The following is a 16,475-nucleotide window of genomic DNA, read 5'->3' as shown; positions in this document are numbered from 1 at the left end:
CCTAGCGGGTGAGCTTGCGGTGGGTGACGCGGGACGGCTTCGCCGCCTCCTCGCCGAGGCGCTCGATCTTGTTCGCCTCGTAGTCGCCGAAGTTACCCTCAAACCAGAACCACTTGCCTTCTTCCACGTTGCCCTCCCAGGCCAGGATGTGGGTGCACGTGCGGTCCAGGAACCAGCGGTCGTGCGAGATCACCACAGCGCAGCCCGGGAAGTTCTGCAGCGCGTTTTCCAGCGAGCCCAGCGTTTCCACGTCTAGGTCGTTGGTGGGCTCGTCCAGCAGGATCAGGTTGCCGCCCTGCTTCAGCGTCAGCGCCAGGTTCAGGCGGTTGCGTTCACCGCCGGAGAGTACCTTCGACGGCTTCTGCTGGTCCGGGCCCTTGAAGCCGAACGCGGACAGGTAGGCGCGCGAGGGCATCTCGTTCTGGCCGACGTGGATGTAGTCCAGGCCGTCGGAGACGACCTCCCAGACGGTCTGCTCCGGGTCGATGTTCTCGCGGTTCTGGTCCACGTACGAGATCTTCACCGTCTCGCCGACCTCCACGGAGCCGGAATCGGCCTCCTCCAGGCCCACGATGGTCTTGAACAGCGTGGACTTGCCCACACCGTTGGGGCCGATCACGCCGACGATGCCGTTGCGGGGCAGGGTGAACGACAGGTCGTCGATAAGCACGCGCCCGTCGAAGCCCTTGTCCAGGTTTTCTACCTCGACGACCTTGTTGCCCAGGCGCGGCGGGGTCGGGATCTGGATCTCCTCGAAGTCGAGCTTGCGGTACTGCTCGGCCTCTGCCGCCATCTCCTCGTAGCGCTCCAGGCGGGCCTTGTTCTTGGCCTGGCGGGCCTTCGGGGAGGAGCGGACCCAGTCCAGCTCCTTCTTCAGGCGCTTCTGCAGCTTCTGGTCCTTCTTGCCGGCGACCTCGAGGCGCTCAGCCTTCTTCTCCAGGTAGGTGGAGTAGTTGCCCTCGTACGGGTAGAGCTTGCCGCGGTCGACCTCGCAGATCCACTCCGCGACGTTGTCCAGGAAGTAGCGGTCGTGGGTAATGGCCAGCACCGCGCCCGGGTAGGTCTGCAGGTGCTTCTCCAGCCACAGCACACTCTCCGCGTCGAGGTGGTTAGTGGGCTCGTCCAGCAGCAGCAGGTCCGGCTCGCTCAGCAGCAGCTTCGCAAGCGCTACTCGACGCCGCTCGCCACCGGACAGGTTGGTCACCGGCGCGTCCGACGGCGGGCAGCGCAGCGCCTCCATAGCCTGCTCAATCTTGGAGTCGATCTCCCACGCGTCGGCGGCGTCCAGCTCCTCCTGGAGCTTGCCCATCTCGTCCATGAGCTCGTCGGAGTAGTTGGTCGCCATCTCCTCGGCGATCTCTTCGAAGCGCTGCTTCTTCTCAAACAGCTCGCCGAGGCCTTCCTCGACGTTGCCGCGCACGGTCTTCTCCTCGTTCAGCGGCGGCTCCTGCAGCAGGATGCCCACGGTCGCGCCCGGTTGGAGGAACGCCTCGCCGTTGTTCGGCTGGTCAATGCCCGCCATGATTTTGAGCAGCGACGACTTGCCGGCGCCGTTCGGGCCCACGACGCCGATCTTGGCGCCGGGGTAAAACGCCATGGTGACGTTGTCCAGGATGACCTTGTCGCCGATGGCCCGGCGGACGTTTTTCATCGTGTAGATGAACTCAGCCACTACGATTCCCCTTTGTTGGTGAGTGCGGAGGTAAATGCCGCACTTAGGGTACATCACGCGGGCAAGTGCCCCGCCGACTCCGAGGAAGCATTCGGCGCGGCGGGGTGCCCGTTCAGCAGGGGCGGTTTAGAAAGGGGCGCCGCGTTGAGCCGGAGCTCCGGCAAGCTCCTCCTCACCTGCCGAATCGGCGAAGCTCGGTGCGTCGTCGCCGCGGCGGAAGTCCTCGGCGCTCATGCGGCGCTCCTGCGCGGGATCCTCGGGCAGTGCGTTCCAGCCGTCCTGCGGCTCGGCGCTGCCGCGCCCCACGTTCTGGTTGGCGTTGTCGCCGTTGAGCTTCTTGTCCAGCGCTTCGGCGTCCATCACCTTGGGGGGTTCGTGGCCGTCGATCGCGTTGCTTGAGACGGTCGCTCGCACGGAGTTGACCTGGAAACGGGACATGTCGAAGCCGATGTGGCGGGCCTTCATTTTCACGCGCGAGCGCATGATCGGGCTGCCGTCGTCTGCCTTTTCCTCCCAGTAATCGTGGACGAGCTTGCCTACGACAACGACCGGGAATCCCTTGCGTAGCGACGCTCCGGCGTTGACCGCCAGAGCCCCCCAGCATTCGACGTCGACGTAGAACTGGTTGAAGTCCTCCCACTCTTCCTTCCCGTTGTTGTCGACTTTCCTGGTATCGGAGGTGGCGACGCGGAAGCGCAGCACGGTGCTGCCCGAGTCGAAACGCTTGAAAAACGGCTCTGCGGTGAGGTTGCCGATCACGGTGTAGTCAATATTGGCCATTGGTTCAGGCCCCTCTCTGTGAGTGTGCGTGTGGTGTTCAGGTGAGGGGGCGAAGCGGTCGTCGCTAAGCAAACGCCCCCTGCACGAGCAGAGTCGCACGAAACAAACAGAGAAAAAAGACCTCGGGCGAATTGTGGATAACTGAACCTGAGAAATTCACAATCCGCAGCTAGCGGCCCCTAAATTGCGCGAGCATCTCGTTGTACCGGCGCCATTCTTCGTCGTCGGATTCGTCCGCGAGACGGTCGGACTCAACCGTCTCCGCCTTGTCTTCGCGCCACCACCGCATGAACAGTTCGCCGAAGACGATCACGAGCGGGAACGAACCGGACGCCCAAGCGATGCCCCCACCCGCCTTTTGCACGTCCAGCAAATCCGGGTGCCACGGCAGGTCCAGGGAACGGTAGAACTCCTCCCCCATCACCGAGCCAAGCTGCATGAGGTAGACCCCCATGAACAGGTGGAACGGCATGGACACCCACAGCCAGAGCAGACGCACCTTGGCGCTCGGGCGGCCAGCAATCTCGTCGGGGCCGATGAGCTCCCAGAAGTAGAAGTACCCGGACAGGAGGAACACGGCGTTCATGATGACGTGGCCAGCGTGCTCCGAAATCATGAGCTCGTACAGCGGCTCGATGACGTACATGGCGTAGAAGAACACCAAAAACTGGATGGTGGACACCGGCGAGAACGTGACCACGCGTAAGAATTTCGAGCGCTGGAAACTCTCCGCCCACAGCCGCGGGTTGAACTCTCCGGCCGGGTAAGCCGCACGTACAAGGGTCAGCGGCGCGCCGAGCACCAAGAACACCGGCACGCCCATGGACAGGATCATGTGCACCGTCATGTGCGCGGAGTATGAGGCGGGCATATGCATGCCAACCCCGGAGCTCAGGGTGACAACAGTTGTTGCGCAGCCCAGCAGCCACCACACGGTTCGGCCCACAGGCCAGCCCTCCACCCGGCGCACCAGGTGCAGATAATAGACGGCCAACAACACCGCAATGGCGCTAAACAGCAGCTCCGGGCGCCACTGCGTGAGCCAGTTGGACCAGCTCAGCGGCTCGTGCAAGTTGTAGCCCATCTGGATCTGCATGCGGGTCAGGTTCGGGTCCAGCGGTGGCGGGGGCGGCGTGCGGCCGAGCGTGACAGCCAAGCCGGACACGGCCGCCATGAGCAGCACCTCCCCCGCGGCCAAACGCGTGAACGCACCTGAACGGGAGCCCAGCTGCGGGATGGTGCGCTCGCGGTGGATAAAGCCGATGAGGCCGAGGACGATAATGCCGGCGGTTTTGACAATCAGCACCCAGCCGTAGGCGTACTGCGTCAGATCCTCCAGGCGCACCCGCACCAGGGCGTTGATCACACCCGAAACCGCCATGGCCACGATGGCGAACAACGCTATCCGCGAGTACCGGCGGGTAGCGGCGGCAAGGCCGGGGCCACGTCGTAAAGCATGCGCCACCAGCGCCATTAGCCCGCCGACCCAGAGCAGCATGGCCACCAGGTGCCAGATCAGCGAATTCGTGCCGTAATCGTGGGCGCCGCCGGTCGCGGAGTGGCCGGTCAGCGCAATCGGCATGATGACCACGATCGAGCCGATGAACAGCGCCACCTGGGACCACCAGCTGGTCGCCGCGTAGCCGCCCACGGCAACAGCTGTGGCGAACGCGGCGACGATGAGCCACACCCGCGCGTCCGCCACCTGGTCTAACGCCTGCGACCACGCCGCGGCCTCGAAAAGAACCGTGCGCAGCGGCTGGCCGGAGACGTCGGAAAGCACCAGCGGGATCATCGCCAGGCCGATCAGCGCAACCCCCGCACTCGCGTGGGCGCCGGTGCGCGAGGCGATGTGCCCGTCCACAGTCAGGCGCGCGCCGTTGAGGTCGTCGCCCTGCTGCTTCGGCGGGATGAGGAAGGCGGTGAGCAGAAACGAGCCCGCCGCCAGCGCAATGAGCAGCCACGCCACACCACGCAGCGCCGGAAGCCCGAACGTGGTGGCTAGCCCGGGGTCCGGGATGCCCAGCTCCGCGAGCGAGCCGCCCGAGAACGCCTCTCCCACCGCCCCAGCCACCACGGCCGCGACGGCGAGCGCGGCCAGATACAGCGGCCACGCGGGGGAAACGGTGCGTTTGCTGGCAGGTGCAGTCATGTCGCTTACCCTACTTTCGCGCTGGGCCGAGCCATAACTACAATGAGCGGGCATTGCCTCCATAGCTCAGTGGATTAGAGCATCCGGTTTCTACCCGGCTGGTCGCGGGTTCGAATCCTGCTGGGGGCGCTTTCCATTTCCCTGGTCAGACGGGGTTTCAGCAAACTCGACCATACTCGCAACGTCGCCTGTTCGAGAACGCCAACCCATATGTCGGAGCTGGTTCCTATGCTGGCACCATCAAAGTTCACCCCAGTTGCACAACAACTATCAGGCACGCTAGCGTTGGCCATGGACGCACTATGGTGCTCCACTTCCGAGGCTCGTGCGAAAGCACGAGCTTTCGTGTTTGAGAGGCAGAATGTACATCGGCTACTTCGACGAGTTCGGCCACAACGGCGCCTACATCTCGCGAAACGACCCAAGCTATAAGACCCACCCTGTATTCGGGATAGGCGGATTCATCATTCCAGCCCACAACGTCCGTCAACTGTCAGGGACATTCCGCCACATCAAGGAGACAGGGCTCAAGGCCGAAATCGACGCCAAGGTCATTGCTAAGGGTAAGCGGGTCGAGGAGTGGGAGAAGAAAGGTGCGACTCTTCTCACCACACAAAACGTACAGCGATATACGGAGGTGCGATGGATGATCAACCGTCTCCTTCGCAAACTCGAAGACCTCGATGCCAAAATAGTGTTCTACGGGCAAGAGAAGCCACGCGGGTCGAACGATGCGACTGGAGAAAACGAATCTTCACGGTACGACCACGCTATGAAACAGCTCATCCAGCGCGTCAATTGGTCGCTACCCGAGCACGAACGGCACATTTTAATCCTGGACAAGCAGGGCCCCAAGGAGCGAATGGAAATCTTCGCAGCTTGCGCAGCCTTTATGTTCTCCCATCAAGATGCTGACAAGCTCCTCGAACCACCGCTGGAGGTGGAAAGCCACCTCTACCAAACGGTGCAGTGCGCCGACTGGATCTGTGCACTTCTTGGACGTATCGCCGGTTTCAAATATGACCCCGGCTTCGAAGAATTCCAGTGGGCTGTGAAGTACTTCGGCAACCGAATCGCACCAGTATGTAGCCCACATAGCAAAATCCGCGCTGCCGGCTCCGGCAAAGACGTCTATCCGAATCACCTCGGCAGCTTCCGCAAGTGCTTCGCTGCCGATGAGATCCCCGCCAGCGACCATGACTTGGACGCTCTAAAGGCCAAGTTCAACCGTTGACGCCACCCATCTGCACGGCCCTAATCCTGCTGGGGCGCTTTCGTTTCCCTGGTCAAGAGGGGTTTCCTGCAGCGGTTGTTCGATCGCACCTACAGTGGGACGTACACGTTTGTGAAGTAAGGAGGCCACACCATGGCTGAAGAGAAGAACTCCCCGGTCGACGAAGACAGCATCAACAACCTCTCCGACCCGGACGCTGACGCGTCCGTGCAGGAAACCGGCGAGGACAACGACTTTGAAAGGGACGGGAAGAACTAATGGCTGACAACATCGACAGCAACGTTTCCGACAGCACCGAGTCCGAGCTGGACAAGCTTATCGACGCCGGCACCGCCCGCATCGGCAACGCCCCGACCAACTTCAGCTCTGTGGACGACTTCGAAAACGCCGAGGACGAGACCCTTCAGACTGGCTCCGGCCACAAGGACGAGCACCCGAACACCGAAGAGCGCACCGACCAGGTAGAGGGCACCGTCCGCGACGGTGACGTCTCCGGCGAGTAGCCCGAACACGACGCGGACCTGCTCCTGCCTGCTCCTGCCGGCCTGCCAGGTTCCCACGGCCCTCCGCATCAAAGCGGCGGGCCGTTTTGCGTTCCGCGGGCGCTTTCTGTGGGCCGCTAGGCCCGGGTTTTGTACGAACTTACATAACCAGCCGCTTATAACCCCCTGACCAGCGGGTTCAATATCTGACATGCGTTCAAGTTGTTAACTTGCACAAAACGGCTCCGTCCCATAACCCGATTTGGAACGACCATCTCACTGTGTGATACATTCAATCCACTCAATGGGAGCCTCCTCCCACACAGTGGAACGCAAAGGACGGGACATGACAACGAGCGTCGAACACGGCTCAATACCCCAGCCGGCGGCACCGGCCGCGATTAGGGAAACCACTCCAGAGGAACGCCGTCGCGTCCGGCTTGCCTCCACCATCGGCACCACGATCGAGTTCTACGACTTCTACGTCTACGCCACCGCCGCCGTGGCCGTCTTCCCGTTCCTCTTCTTCCCCAAATCAGAATCCAGCACCGTCGCGCTGCTGTCCTCCTTCGCTACGTTCGGCCTCGCCTTCATCGCGCGCCCGCTGGGCTCGGTGCTGTTCGGCCACTTCGGAGACAAGGTGGGCCGCAAGGCGACCCTGGTCGGTGCGCTGCTGACCATGGGCATCGCCACATTCATCATCGGCCTGCTCCCCACGTACGCAACCGCCGGCATCTGGGCCCCGGCGCTGCTGGCGCTCATGCGCTTCTGCCAGGGACTGGGCCTAGGCGGCGAGTGGTCCGGCGCAGCGCTCCTTTCCACCGAGACCGCCGCGAAGGGCCGGCGCGCCTGGGCCGGCATGTGGCCGCAGCTCGGCGCACCGTTCGGCTTCTTGCTGGCTAACGGCCTATTCCTCATCCTGGTCACCACCCTCGGCCACACCACCGGCGACTTCGAGGGTGCGTTCATGCGCTGGGGTTGGCGCATCCCCTTCTTGCTGTCCGCCGTCATGGTCATCATCGGCCTGTGGGTGCGCCTGCAGGTGGAAGAGACGCCGGTGTTCCAGCACGTGGAGCAGAACGATCAGAAGGCGGCGTCCCCTCTTGCCGAGGTGTTTAAGACGGCCTGGAAGCCGCTGATCCAGGGCACGTTCATCATGGTCGGCTGCTACACGCTGTTTTACCTGGTCACCACCTGGTTCCTCTCCTACGGCATCGGCTCCGCGGAAGAGGGCGTCGGCCTGGGGATCGCCTACCCCACCTTCCTGAAGCTGCAGCTCGTCTGCATTTTCGGCTTCATGCTCGGCATCCCGGTCTCTGCGCACCTGGCGGACACCTACGGCCGCCGCCCGACGCTGGGGCTGACCTCCGCCGCGATCATCATCTACGGGCTGTGTTTCAAGTGGCTGCTCAACCCAGAGACGTACACCACGACCTCGCTCGGGATCTTTCTGTTTATCGGCATGATCCTGATGGGCTTCATCTTCGGCCCGATGTCCGCGATCCTGCCGGAGCTGTTCCCCTCCCGCGTGCGCTACACCGGCTCCGGCATCGCGTACAACGTCGCTTCCATCTTGGGCGCCGCCGTCGCGCCGTTCATTGCAACGGCCCTGAGCGCGAGATACGGGCCGCAGGCGGTGGGCTTCTACCTGGTCGTTGTCACCGTCATTTCCCTGGTGGCCATCATTTCCGCGCCGGAGACGAAGGACCAGGAGATGCACGAGATCTAAGGCCCGGCGCGCGCACGATTTCACATTAGCCAAAAGCAATACATCTCCTACCCGCGGGTTTATAGCTGCACGCCCGTCCGAAATGTCAAATCGTGCGCACCCCCTTGCTTTCCTCTCCGGAAAGTGCCACACTTGCCCATATGGCAAACAACCCGATCTCCCAAGAAGAGGCTCGCGCTGCCCTCGCGCAGATCGACGGGATCGAGCACGAAACCCAGCGCAAACACATCCCGACGTGGGTTTACGCGATCCTCGGCACCAGTGTCGGCATCATGTTCGCCGGCACGATCATCGGCTGGAAGTACTGGTGGGTGCTGTTCGTGCTCATTGTCATCGCCTGCATCGCGCTGGCCATCTGGGACAACAAACGCAACGTACGCCCGAGTATGAAGCAGCCGATCCAGGAGGATCCCAAAACCAACTGGGCCGCCGCTCTCGCCCCATTTCTCGCCATGTCGCCGATCTGGTTCGTCCCAGAAGGAAGCGTGGTCGGTGGGGTGATCGTCGGCGTGGTCGTCGCCATCGTGTTCACGGCCGTGATGGTCTACGGGGAAAAGCGCCGATGAACGCCTCTGCCATCGACCCCGTCATTCACCCCCTGGCCAGGTTGAAGATCTGCGCGGCGTTGTATCACGCTGGCGCCGTCGAGAAGCAAACCTCCCGCCATGAGATGCGCTTCGGAGCCCTGAAGGACAAGGTGGACCTGTCGGATTCGGCGCTGTCGAAGCAGCTGGACAGGCTGGAGGAGCACGGCTACATCACGCGCTTCCGCGAGTACGGCTCGTCCCGAGCGAAGGACACGGTGTGGGTCACGCTCACCGCAACCGGCGCGCAGGCGTTTGAAGGCCACACGGCCGCGCTGCGCGAGATCGCGGGCGGGTAGATTCGAGCCCATGAGTTTTCCCGCACCCGCACCCGGCTCATTCGCGCTGATCACCGGCGCGAGCCAAGGCATCGGCGAGGCGATCGCACGCCAGCTCGCCGCCGAGGGCCACAACCTCATCCTCGTAGCCAGGCGCCAGGAAGTGCTGCAGCAGCTTGGCGACGAGCTGTCGCACGCCCACGGCATCGATGTCGAAATCTTCGCTGGGGATTTGTCCAAGCAGCGCGACGTCGACGCGTTAGTGCAGCACATCCAAAACCGCACGGTGTCTATCTGCGTCAACTCAGCCGGTATCGCCAGCTTCGGCCCGTTCATGGCCCAGGACTGGGGGTACGAGACCAACCAGTTCAACCTCAACGCCACTGCGGTGTTCCGCATCACCAAGGCCGTGTTGGACCAGATGGTCCCGCGCGGCGAGGGGGCGCTGTGCAACGTCGGTTCCGCGGCCGGCAACCTGCCGATTCCGAACAACGCCACCTACGTGTTCACCAAAGCCGGGGTAAACATGTTCACCGAGGCATTGCACTACGAGCTGAAGGATTCCGGCGTGCACGTCACGCTGCTCGCCCCGGGCCCGGTGCGCGAGGCGTACATCCCGGAAGAAGAGCAGTCCATCGTGGATAAGGTCGTGCCGGATTTTCTGTGGACCACCTACGAGTCCTGCGCCGCCGACACCATCAACGCGATGCGCAAGAACCGCCGCCGCATCGTGCCCGGCCCGCTAGGAAAGGCCATGGATGTGGTCTCCAACTACGCCCCGCGCGGCGTGTTACCGCCGATCATGGGCAAGTTCTACGCACAGATGGGAGAGGAATAAATGGACATTCCCGCCAAAGACAACCGCATCGTCTGGGTGGACTTGGAGATGACGGGGCTCGACCCCGCCCGCCACGTCATCGTGGAGGTCGCTGCCCTGGTCACCGACGCCGAGCTGAACATCATCGACGAGGGCGTGGACCTGGTTGTCCACGCCACCGACGCCGAGCTCGCTGAGATGGACGATGTTGTCACGCAGATGCACTCCGACAACGGGCTGCTCGACGACATCAAGGCGTCCACCGTCAGTCTCGCGGAGGCGGAGGATGCGGTGCTCGCGCTCGTCGAGAAGCATTGCGACCCTGCGCATCCCGCGCCGCTGGCGGGCAACTCGATTGCCACAGACCGCACGTTCATCCGCGCGCAGATGCCGCGTCTCGACGCCGCGTTGCACTACCGCATGATCGACGTCTCCACGGTCAAGGAGCTGTCCCGCCGCTGGTTCCCCAAGGCCTACTACAACCAGCCGCAGAAGGGCATGGCGCACCGGGCGCTGGCGGATATTGTGGAGTCCATCCGCGAGCTGGACTACTACCGCCGCGCCGTCTTCGTGCCCGCCCCCGGGCCGGATTCTCAGACCGCTGCCGACGCCGCCTCAGGCGCAACCGACGCCTACCAGCCGTTTTTGTGAAAGCACCGTGAAGGGCTAAGGTAGATCCCGCTGCAAAGCAGCGATGGTGGCTGTAGTTCAGCTGGTAGAGCACCAGGTTGTGATCCTGGGTGTCGCGGGTTCGAGCCCCGTCAGCCACCCCAAAGATGCCCCGTAACCTGCCCAAACAGGTTGCGGGGTTCTTCCGTTCCGGCGGAATGCGCGGAATAGTTCGCGCGCCTTTCGCGTTGCGAGGCGCATGACTTCCGTCTTTAATTCCCTGGAACTCGGCCGCCTGACCCTGCAAAACCGCATCGTTATGGCTCCGCTAACGCGCTCGCGCGCGGGGCGCAACGGAGTGCCCACCCAGTTGCACGAGACGTATTACTCGCAGCGCGCCTCGTTCGGCCTCGTCGTCACCGAAGGTGTCTTCCCCACGGTCACCCGCCGGGCCTTCCCCGGTCAGACGGGCATCGACACCCCGGAGCAGATTGCCGGGTGGCGGCGCGTCGCCGATGCTGTGCACGAGGCCGGCGGGCGAATCTTCATGCAGGTGATGAACGCCGGGCGCCTGTCCCACGCCAGCCTGCAGGAGGGGACGCAGCCGGTCGCGCCGTCCGCGGTGGCGTCTGGCACGGCGGTGCGCGACTTCGAATCGCGTAAGGACTGCCCGGTGCCGCGCGCACTGGACACCGATGAGCTACCAGGCATTATCGACGAGTTCCGCCACGCCGCCCGAAACGCCATCGACGCCGGGATGGACGGCGTGGAAATCCACGGCGCGAACGGCTACCTGCTGCACGAGTTCTTGTCACCGAATTCGAACCTGCGGGAGGATGCCTACGGCGGGTCCCCCGAGAAGCGGTTCCGGCTCGTGGAAGAGATTGTGCGTGCGGTGGCGGACGAGATCGGGGCGGATCGCGTGGGTATCCGCCTCTCCCCGCAGAACAACATTCAGGGCATTGAGGAAGTGGATGCGGCCGACGTTGTAGCCACCTACGGCGGGCTGCTGGACGCCACCGCCGACCTCGGCCTCGCCTACGTCTCATTCATGCACGCAGAGCCCGCGGGGGAGGTGATGACCGATCTGATCGGTCGCGCCCGCGCGAACGGTCGCACGCGCGTCATCCTCAACCATGGCTTCGGCCACCTCACCGACCGTGAGGCGGCCGAGCGGCTGGTGCAGCACGGCGATGCCGCCGTAGTGGGCCGGCTGGCAATCTCGAACCCGGACCTGGTGCGCCGCTGGAAGGAGGGGCTGCCGGTGACCGCACCGGACGAGTCGACCTTCTACACCGGCGGGGAGAAGGGCTACACGGACTACCCCGTGTACACTGCCGAAACCCACGCTTAAGGGTAGAGCGGCTCCTCCGAACCACCGGAGCGCTGCTCCCAATCGAGGTTCCAGTACCCCAGGCCGTCGTAAGGCGTGAGCGTGCCGCCGGCGGTGTTCTTCACCACCACCGGGTCGCCGCGCTTGACGTAGTTCTGGAACCACTGGGCGTTGTCGTAGGACGCGTTGATGCAGCCGTGGGACTGGTTGTAGCTGCCCAGCGCGCCGATCGCCCACGGGGCGGAGTGGACGTAGATGCCGGAGTAGGACAGCTGCGTGGCGTAGTCCACGGGCGTGACGTAGCCGCCGGCGTCCAAGGCGAGGCCGTACGTGCGCGAGTCCATGGTCAGCTTCTCGTGCTCGTCGCCGACGACGTACGTGCCGCTCGGGGTGTCGTGGACGTTGTCGGTGCCAAGGGAGACGGGGAATTCCTTCACCAGCTCCCCGTTGGCGTAGACACGCAGCATCTTGTCGGCGTTGTCGATGACCGTTTCAACCTTGTCGCCGATGGTGAAGTTCGTCTCCGAATCCTGGGCCCCGTACAGGCCGTTGCCCAGTTTTTGGCCGTAGAGGTTGACCTTCACGCTGACGTCGGTGCCTGGCTCCCAATATTCCTTGGGCCGCCACCGCAGCTCGTACGGGTCAAGCCAGAAGAACGCGCCGTCGGTGTCGTTGGACGTTGTGACCTCAATGAGGTCCTCGACGGCCTTAGTGTCCTTGATGGCGCTGTCGAAACGGATAGTCACCGCTTGAGCGACGCCGACAGTGGCGCCGTCGAGCGGCCCAACGTACGCGTTCACCGTCGCGTCCGGCGAGAGGGTGGTGAACGTGGACACCACCTTCTGCCCCTCGGTGTCGCGGGCCTCCACAGTGTAGGTGCGCCCGTAGCCCAGCGGCTCGGTGGTGGTCCACTCGGATTTGTCCGCGTTAAACTCCGCCTCGACCTCTTTTCCGCTTTCGTTGGTCATGGTCACTGAGGCCAGCCCCGCGGATGACGACACTGTCACCGGATCGACGGGTTCCACACCCGTTTCCCCGTTGGCCACGTTGATCTGTGGCGGGCGCGGCATGTCCTTCTGCGTCGTGGTAGCCGAAGTGGTGTGGGCTGCGGGCTCGAGGCGCCCGCCGTCCCCAATCGTGCACGACGCCAGCAATGCCGCAACAGCTACCAGCGCGAAACCGCGCACCACTCGACGGTGACCCAATGCCTACCCCTCACATGACCAGGTACGTTCAATTCCCAACACTGTATCCCCTTAACGCCGAAAAACCACTATCCTCGCCAGGAGCCGTAACACCTCATGCTTCACGACGTTTTCTCGCCCCTGACCTGGCGATTTCACGCTGAGCAGCGTCGGTGCTAAAGTTTCTCCTCGTTGCCGAGAGCAACGGAAACAACCAAATACGCGCCATTAGCTCAATTGGCAGAGCAACTGACTCTTAATCAGTGGGTTCGGGGTTCGATTCCCTGATGGCGCACCAAAAGGCCCGGTCGGGGTGATATCGCAACCCCGACCGGGCTATTTTACGTTTGGTGGCCAAAAAATGGCCGAAAAGACATCGCCCCCCATCGAACACGTCACACGAAGTTGGACAATCACCCCACTCCACCCCGCCTGAGAGTAGGCTGAACCCTATGAATACAGCGCTTGTTATCGTGGACGTGCAGAACGATTTTTGCCCCGGCGGAACCCTGGCCACCGCGCGCGGCGACGAAGTGGCGTCGAAGATCGCCGAGCTCATATCCACCGCGGACAGTCGCACCCAAGAGTACGACTGCATCGTGGCCACCCAGGATTGGCACATCGATCCGGGCAGCCACTTCTCTGAGCAGCCGGATTTTGTCGATTCCTGGCCGGAGCACTGCGTGGCCGACTCATACGGCGCGCAGATTCGCGGTCCGGTGAAGACCGAGCTGATCGACCAGTTTTTCAAGAAAGGCCACTACTCTGCGGCTTACTCCGGCTTCGAGGGTGTCAACGAAGGCGACCAGGGGTTGGCTGAGTGGCTGCGCGAGCAGGGGATTACGCACCTCGACGTCTGCGGCATCGCGACCGACCACTGCGTGCGTGCGACGGTGCTGGACGCCCTGAAGGAGGGCTTCAAGGTGCGGGTGCTGCGCGGAATGTGCTCGCCTGTGGACGACAAGCGCGGCGCCGACGCCCTCCAGGAGATGATGGACGCGGGCGCCGAGCTGGTCTAGTTCGGCGTGTAGCCGAGCAGCTCTTCCATCTCCCCCATTTCGGCGGTCTGCACGTCAACCATTTCCTGCGCCATCTCCCGGAGCGGGGCGTAGGCTCCCCGGTCGATCTCATCCTGGGTCATGTTGATCACGTGCGCGTGGTGGAAGTGCATCATTTCGAGGAAGGCTGTGCGAAGCTCGTCGCCAGACAGCGAAGCAAACTCGTTGAGCTGCTCCGGGTGGAACATTCCGTTAGCGATGTGTTTGGAGTGGTGTTCCATATCTTCCTGGATGCCCCACTCGTCGGCCCAGGTGCGCATCTGCGTGTTCTCGCGCTCCTGGCCGTCCTTGATGCGCTGAGCGAGGTCGCGCACCTGCGCGTCGTCCACGTCCGAGGCCAGCAACACGTCCGACATCTCGATGGCCTGCTCGTGGTGCGGCACCATCATGCCGAGGAAGTGGACGTCGGTGTCGTTGTAGTCGGCTTCCGCGGAGGCTGCGGTTTCCTCGTGCGATGTTAGCGCTGCGCGTAGCGACGGCCCCGCGACCGTGAGGATCAATGCGAGCGCGGCGATGACAGCGAGTGCGATCCACAGAGGCTTCTTGCTGGGTCGCATCTCCTCAAGTTCATGGTCTGGTTGATGATCCACCATTGATATTCCCTTTCTTCTCAACGTGAGCGTACCCCGCCGGGCGCCCGCGCAATGGCATATCGACGAAAACCGGCGCCCCGCACACTGTGCAGGACGCCGGTAGGCATTCCGGTTCCTAGTACGCCGGCGCGTCGCCGTACTGCTCGCCGGAGCCGGGTTCCTGGGGCACCTGCGGTGCAGCCGGTGCCACCGGTTCAGCAATGGTGATGATGTTGTCGGCGTAGCCGAGCGCGCCACCGACAAACTGACCGCCGCAGGTGATCAGGACCAGGCGGTTGGGGCCGGTCGAGTCGTTGACCTCCGGCGGGAAGTCCGACCCCTTGGGCAGGCGGTAGGGCGCCTTGCTGACGCGGAAGGTCTGCGGTGTGCCGTCGATGTAGATCTCGAACTCGTCGCCGACGTTCATGTTCGCAAACCGCGCTGCGTAGCCGGCGCCCTGGCCCTGGTAGTTGATGTGGCCGGTGATCACAGAAGATCCGACGGCACCATCCGCGCCCGGCACTGCGGACGCCGAGTACCAGCCAAGGCGCGACACATCCGACGGCGGGATGAGCGCTCCGGTGTCAGTCAACTGGACCGGATCGACGGCGGCGATATCCCCGCCGACGCTCATCGCCATCCCCTCGAAACCGACAAACTGGCCCGGGGCGGGCTCGTACGGCACCTCCTGCGCGCCTTCGGGATCGACGTAGCCACCCTCCGTCGGTACAACCGGCCCGTCGGCTTTCGTGGACTCCGGGGCTTGAGACTCTTCCGGTGCGGTGGCTGAAGGTTCCTGCGCCGTCTCTTCCCTGTCGGAGTCGTTGCGGAAGTTGTAGATCGCCAACTGAACGAGCACGAGCGCGATCGCAAGCACTGCGATTGCAACCCACCACGGCCTGCGCTTGCGCTCTGCGGTCTCGTCGGCGACGTCGGCGTGAGATTCCAGCGCGTACTCGGAGTTGTCGGGCGTGTGCTCCGGATCCGGGTCCGAAGCGCCGGAGGGGACGATTGTGGACATCTAGGGGGTTCCTTAGGTCGTCGATTAGCGACGTGCCAGCAGCTTCTGCAGCTCCTTGAGCTCGCTCTTGCGCTTGCGGCCGTTGTAGGCCTTGATGCCGATCAGCGCAGCGACACCGACGACGATGCCGCCGATGACCTTCTGCACCTTCTCGTCCTGCAGCCAGCTGGCTGCCTGGTCCTTGGCATTGCCCGCGAGGTTCGACGGGTTGGTGCGGTCTGCGAGCTCATCGAGCGTGGATGCGAGCTGGCCGCGGGTGCGCTCGAGGTCGCGTTCGATGTCGTGGATGTCACGTGCCATTGGTGTAGTGCTCCTCTATCGGAAAGTTTGTCTTACTCGGCGTTTCACCGTCGGTGATCCAGCCTAGTGTAAAACGGGGTGGCATGACTGACTCCATTCGCCTTGAGACGGGCGACACCGCCCCCGCTTTTGAGCTGCTCACCGACCAACACGAAACCGTCTCCCTGGCCGATTTCAAAGGCTCGCGCGTGATCGTCTACTTCTACCCGCGCGCCAACACCCCGGGCTGCACCACCGAGGCGTGCGACTTCACAGAAAACTTCGATCAGTTCGACGGCGCCGGCGTGAAAGTCATCGGCATCAGCCCCGACAAACCGGAGGCACTGGCGAAGTTCCGCGCCGACCACGACCTTGGCGTGGAGCTCCTCTCCGACCCGACCAAGGACACGCTAGAGGCCTACGGCGCATTCGGCGAGAAGAAGAACTACGGCAAGGTCGTCCAGGGCGTGATCCGCTCGACGTTCCTCATCACTGTCGACGACGCCGGCCGCGGCACCGTCGAGCAGGCCCAGTACAACGTCAAGGCCACCGGCCACGTGGACCGCATCCTGCGCGACTGGGACATCTAGGAGCTATTGCTTAGCGACGCTCAAGGCCCCGCGCTCTCCCCTTCCACACGGAAGTTGAGAACGCGGGGCCTTAAGGTTTGCCCGCGCCACCGGGGGCGACG

General features: G+C 63.4%; 18 protein-coding genes and 3 tRNA genes. 14 read left to right on the top strand and 7 right to left on the bottom strand.

Annotation, left to right across the window (positions count from 1 at the left end):
* Position 1: 1 nt before the first annotated feature.
* From ettA to HMA55_RS08545, 3 genes are all read right to left on the bottom strand, one after another.
* On the bottom strand, positions 2-1,672 hold the full coding sequence (gene ettA, locus HMA55_RS08555; RefSeq protein WP_181192630.1) for an energy-dependent translational throttle protein EttA: 1,671 nt from the start codon (positions 1,670-1,672) through the stop codon (positions 2-4).
* A gap of 126 nt (positions 1,673-1,798) precedes the next feature.
* Positions 1,799-2,452 (bottom strand): single-stranded DNA-binding protein, encoded by a 654-nt coding sequence (locus HMA55_RS08550; protein ID WP_181192629.1) that lies wholly within the window; start codon positions 2,450-2,452, stop codon positions 1,799-1,801.
* A gap of 169 nt (positions 2,453-2,621) precedes the next feature.
* The gene (locus HMA55_RS08545; RefSeq protein WP_181192628.1) at positions 2,622-4,604 is read right to left on the bottom strand and encodes a cytochrome c oxidase assembly protein; all 1,983 of its coding nucleotides are present in this window, start codon (positions 4,602-4,604) and stop codon (positions 2,622-2,624) included.
* A 55-nt stretch (positions 4,605-4,659) separates the two neighbouring features.
* Between HMA55_RS08545 and HMA55_RS08540 the strand changes: the two genes are divergently transcribed.
* The 11 genes from HMA55_RS08540 (at position 4,660) to HMA55_RS08495 (ending at position 11,691) form a co-directional block, all read left to right on the top strand.
* Positions 4,660-4,733: transfer RNA gene (locus HMA55_RS08540), tRNA-Arg, on the top strand.
* Positions 4,734-4,965: 232 nt separating this feature from the next.
* On the top strand, positions 4,966-5,838 hold the full coding sequence (locus HMA55_RS08535) for a DUF3800 domain-containing protein (protein WP_181192627.1): 873 nt from the start codon (positions 4,966-4,968) through the stop codon (positions 5,836-5,838).
* A gap of 132 nt (positions 5,839-5,970) precedes the next feature.
* Positions 5,971-6,096, top strand: coding sequence for a hypothetical protein (locus tag HMA55_RS11445; RefSeq protein WP_255714079.1), 126 nt, complete (start codon positions 5,971-5,973; stop codon positions 6,094-6,096).
* Positions 6,096-6,341, top strand: a complete 246-nt coding sequence (locus HMA55_RS08530; RefSeq protein ID WP_181192626.1) for a hypothetical protein — start codon at positions 6,096-6,098, stop codon at positions 6,339-6,341. Before HMA55_RS11445 ends, HMA55_RS08530 begins: the two co-directional genes overlap by 1 nt.
* A 325-nt stretch (positions 6,342-6,666) precedes the next feature.
* On the top strand, positions 6,667-8,049 hold the full coding sequence (locus tag HMA55_RS08525) for an MFS transporter (RefSeq protein ID WP_181192625.1): 1,383 nt from the start codon (positions 6,667-6,669) through the stop codon (positions 8,047-8,049).
* A gap of 140 nt (positions 8,050-8,189) precedes the next feature.
* Positions 8,190-8,615 (top strand): hypothetical protein, encoded by a 426-nt coding sequence (locus HMA55_RS08520; protein ID WP_181192624.1) that lies wholly within the window; start codon positions 8,190-8,192, stop codon positions 8,613-8,615.
* Positions 8,612-8,932: a transcriptional regulator gene (locus HMA55_RS08515; RefSeq protein WP_181192623.1), complete on the top strand. Its 321-nt coding sequence runs from the start codon at positions 8,612-8,614 to the stop codon at positions 8,930-8,932. Before HMA55_RS08520 ends, HMA55_RS08515 begins: the two co-directional genes overlap by 4 nt.
* A 10-nt stretch (positions 8,933-8,942) precedes the next feature.
* A complete protein-coding gene (gene cmrA / locus HMA55_RS08510; RefSeq protein WP_181192622.1) occupies positions 8,943-9,749 on the top strand; it encodes a mycolate reductase in 807 nt (268 codons plus the stop codon).
* Positions 9,750-10,379, top strand: a complete 630-nt coding sequence (orn, locus tag HMA55_RS08505) for an oligoribonuclease (protein WP_181192621.1) — start codon at positions 9,750-9,752, stop codon at positions 10,377-10,379. It begins immediately after the preceding gene.
* A 46-nt stretch (positions 10,380-10,425) separates the two neighbouring features.
* Positions 10,426-10,501 (top strand) — tRNA-His (locus HMA55_RS08500).
* Between the two features lie 95 nt (positions 10,502-10,596).
* Complete coding sequence (locus HMA55_RS08495) at positions 10,597-11,691, top strand: alkene reductase (RefSeq protein ID WP_181192620.1); 1,095 nt, start codon at positions 10,597-10,599, stop codon at positions 11,689-11,691.
* Here HMA55_RS08495 and HMA55_RS08490 read toward each other — a convergent pair.
* Positions 11,688-12,875, bottom strand: coding sequence for a L,D-transpeptidase (locus tag HMA55_RS08490; protein ID WP_235961890.1), 1,188 nt, complete (start codon positions 12,873-12,875; stop codon positions 11,688-11,690). The genes HMA55_RS08495 and HMA55_RS08490 overlap by 4 nt on opposite strands.
* A 201-nt stretch (positions 12,876-13,076) precedes the next feature.
* On the opposite strand from HMA55_RS08490, the gene HMA55_RS08485 reads away from it, so the two are divergent.
* Both HMA55_RS08485 and HMA55_RS08480 read left to right on the top strand, forming a co-directional pair.
* Positions 13,077-13,152, top strand: a tRNA-Lys gene (locus HMA55_RS08485).
* Positions 13,153-13,306: 154 nt separating this feature from the next.
* The gene (locus HMA55_RS08480) at positions 13,307-13,873 is read left to right on the top strand and encodes a nicotinamidase (protein ID WP_181192619.1); all 567 of its coding nucleotides are present in this window, start codon (positions 13,307-13,309) and stop codon (positions 13,871-13,873) included.
* Here HMA55_RS08480 and HMA55_RS08475 read toward each other — a convergent pair.
* The 3 genes from HMA55_RS08475 to HMA55_RS08465 all read right to left on the bottom strand — a co-directional run bounded on the left by HMA55_RS08475 (position 13,870) and on the right by HMA55_RS08465 (position 15,805).
* Positions 13,870-14,469 carry a DUF305 domain-containing protein gene (locus HMA55_RS08475; protein WP_181192618.1) on the bottom strand — a complete coding sequence of 200 codons (600 nt, stop codon included), beginning with the start codon at positions 14,467-14,469 and terminating at the stop codon, positions 13,870-13,872. The genes HMA55_RS08480 and HMA55_RS08475 overlap by 4 nt on opposite strands.
* Positions 14,470-14,620: 151 nt before the next feature.
* Positions 14,621-15,505 carry a class F sortase gene (locus HMA55_RS08470; protein ID WP_181192617.1) on the bottom strand — a complete coding sequence of 295 codons (885 nt, stop codon included), beginning with the start codon at positions 15,503-15,505 and terminating at the stop codon, positions 14,621-14,623.
* Between the two features lie 24 nt (positions 15,506-15,529).
* A complete protein-coding gene (locus HMA55_RS08465) occupies positions 15,530-15,805 on the bottom strand; it encodes a DUF3618 domain-containing protein (RefSeq protein WP_181192616.1) in 276 nt (91 codons plus the stop codon).
* A gap of 83 nt (positions 15,806-15,888) precedes the next feature.
* On the opposite strand from HMA55_RS08465, the gene bcp reads away from it, so the two are divergent.
* Positions 15,889-16,374 (top strand): thioredoxin-dependent thiol peroxidase, encoded by a 486-nt coding sequence (gene bcp / locus HMA55_RS08460; protein WP_181192615.1) that lies wholly within the window; start codon positions 15,889-15,891, stop codon positions 16,372-16,374.
* Positions 16,375-16,475 lie beyond the last annotated feature (101 nt).

Source organism: Corynebacterium wankanglinii (genome assembly GCF_013601005.1).
Lineage (GTDB): Bacteria > Actinomycetota > Actinomycetes > Mycobacteriales > Mycobacteriaceae > Corynebacterium > Corynebacterium wankanglinii.
This window is presented reverse-complemented; position numbering and strand designations above follow the sequence as displayed.

Bases quoted from the DNA above. Each gene is read 5' to 3' on its own strand.
- HMA55_RS08550 (WP_181192629.1), bottom strand. From the start codon at position 2,452: ATGGCCAATATTGACTACACCGTGATCGGCAACCTCACCGCAGAGCCG.
- HMA55_RS08545 (WP_181192628.1), bottom strand. From the start codon at position 4,604: ATGACTGCACCTGCCAGCAAACGCACCGTTTCCCCCGCGTGGCCGCTG.
- HMA55_RS08535 (WP_181192627.1), top strand. From the start codon at position 4,966: ATGTACATCGGCTACTTCGACGAGTTCGGCCACAACGGCGCCTACATC.
- HMA55_RS11445 (WP_255714079.1), top strand. From the start codon at position 5,971: ATGGCTGAAGAGAAGAACTCCCCGGTCGACGAAGACAGCATCAACAAC.
- HMA55_RS08530 (WP_181192626.1), top strand. From the start codon at position 6,096: ATGGCTGACAACATCGACAGCAACGTTTCCGACAGCACCGAGTCCGAG.
- HMA55_RS08525 (WP_181192625.1), top strand. From the start codon at position 6,667: ATGACAACGAGCGTCGAACACGGCTCAATACCCCAGCCGGCGGCACCG.
- HMA55_RS08520 (WP_181192624.1), top strand. From the start codon at position 8,190: ATGGCAAACAACCCGATCTCCCAAGAAGAGGCTCGCGCTGCCCTCGCG.
- HMA55_RS08515 (WP_181192623.1), top strand. From the start codon at position 8,612: ATGAACGCCTCTGCCATCGACCCCGTCATTCACCCCCTGGCCAGGTTG.
- cmrA (WP_181192622.1), top strand. From the start codon at position 8,943: ATGAGTTTTCCCGCACCCGCACCCGGCTCATTCGCGCTGATCACCGGC.
- orn (WP_181192621.1), top strand. From the start codon at position 9,750: ATGGACATTCCCGCCAAAGACAACCGCATCGTCTGGGTGGACTTGGAG.
- HMA55_RS08495 (WP_181192620.1), top strand. From the start codon at position 10,597: ATGACTTCCGTCTTTAATTCCCTGGAACTCGGCCGCCTGACCCTGCAA.
- HMA55_RS08480 (WP_181192619.1), top strand. From the start codon at position 13,307: ATGAATACAGCGCTTGTTATCGTGGACGTGCAGAACGATTTTTGCCCC.
- HMA55_RS08475 (WP_181192618.1), bottom strand. From the start codon at position 14,469: ATGCGACCCAGCAAGAAGCCTCTGTGGATCGCACTCGCTGTCATCGCC.
- HMA55_RS08470 (WP_181192617.1), bottom strand. From the start codon at position 15,505: ATGTCCACAATCGTCCCCTCCGGCGCTTCGGACCCGGATCCGGAGCAC.
- HMA55_RS08465 (WP_181192616.1), bottom strand. From the start codon at position 15,805: ATGGCACGTGACATCCACGACATCGAACGCGACCTCGAGCGCACCCGC.
- bcp (WP_181192615.1), top strand. From the start codon at position 15,889: ATGACTGACTCCATTCGCCTTGAGACGGGCGACACCGCCCCCGCTTTT.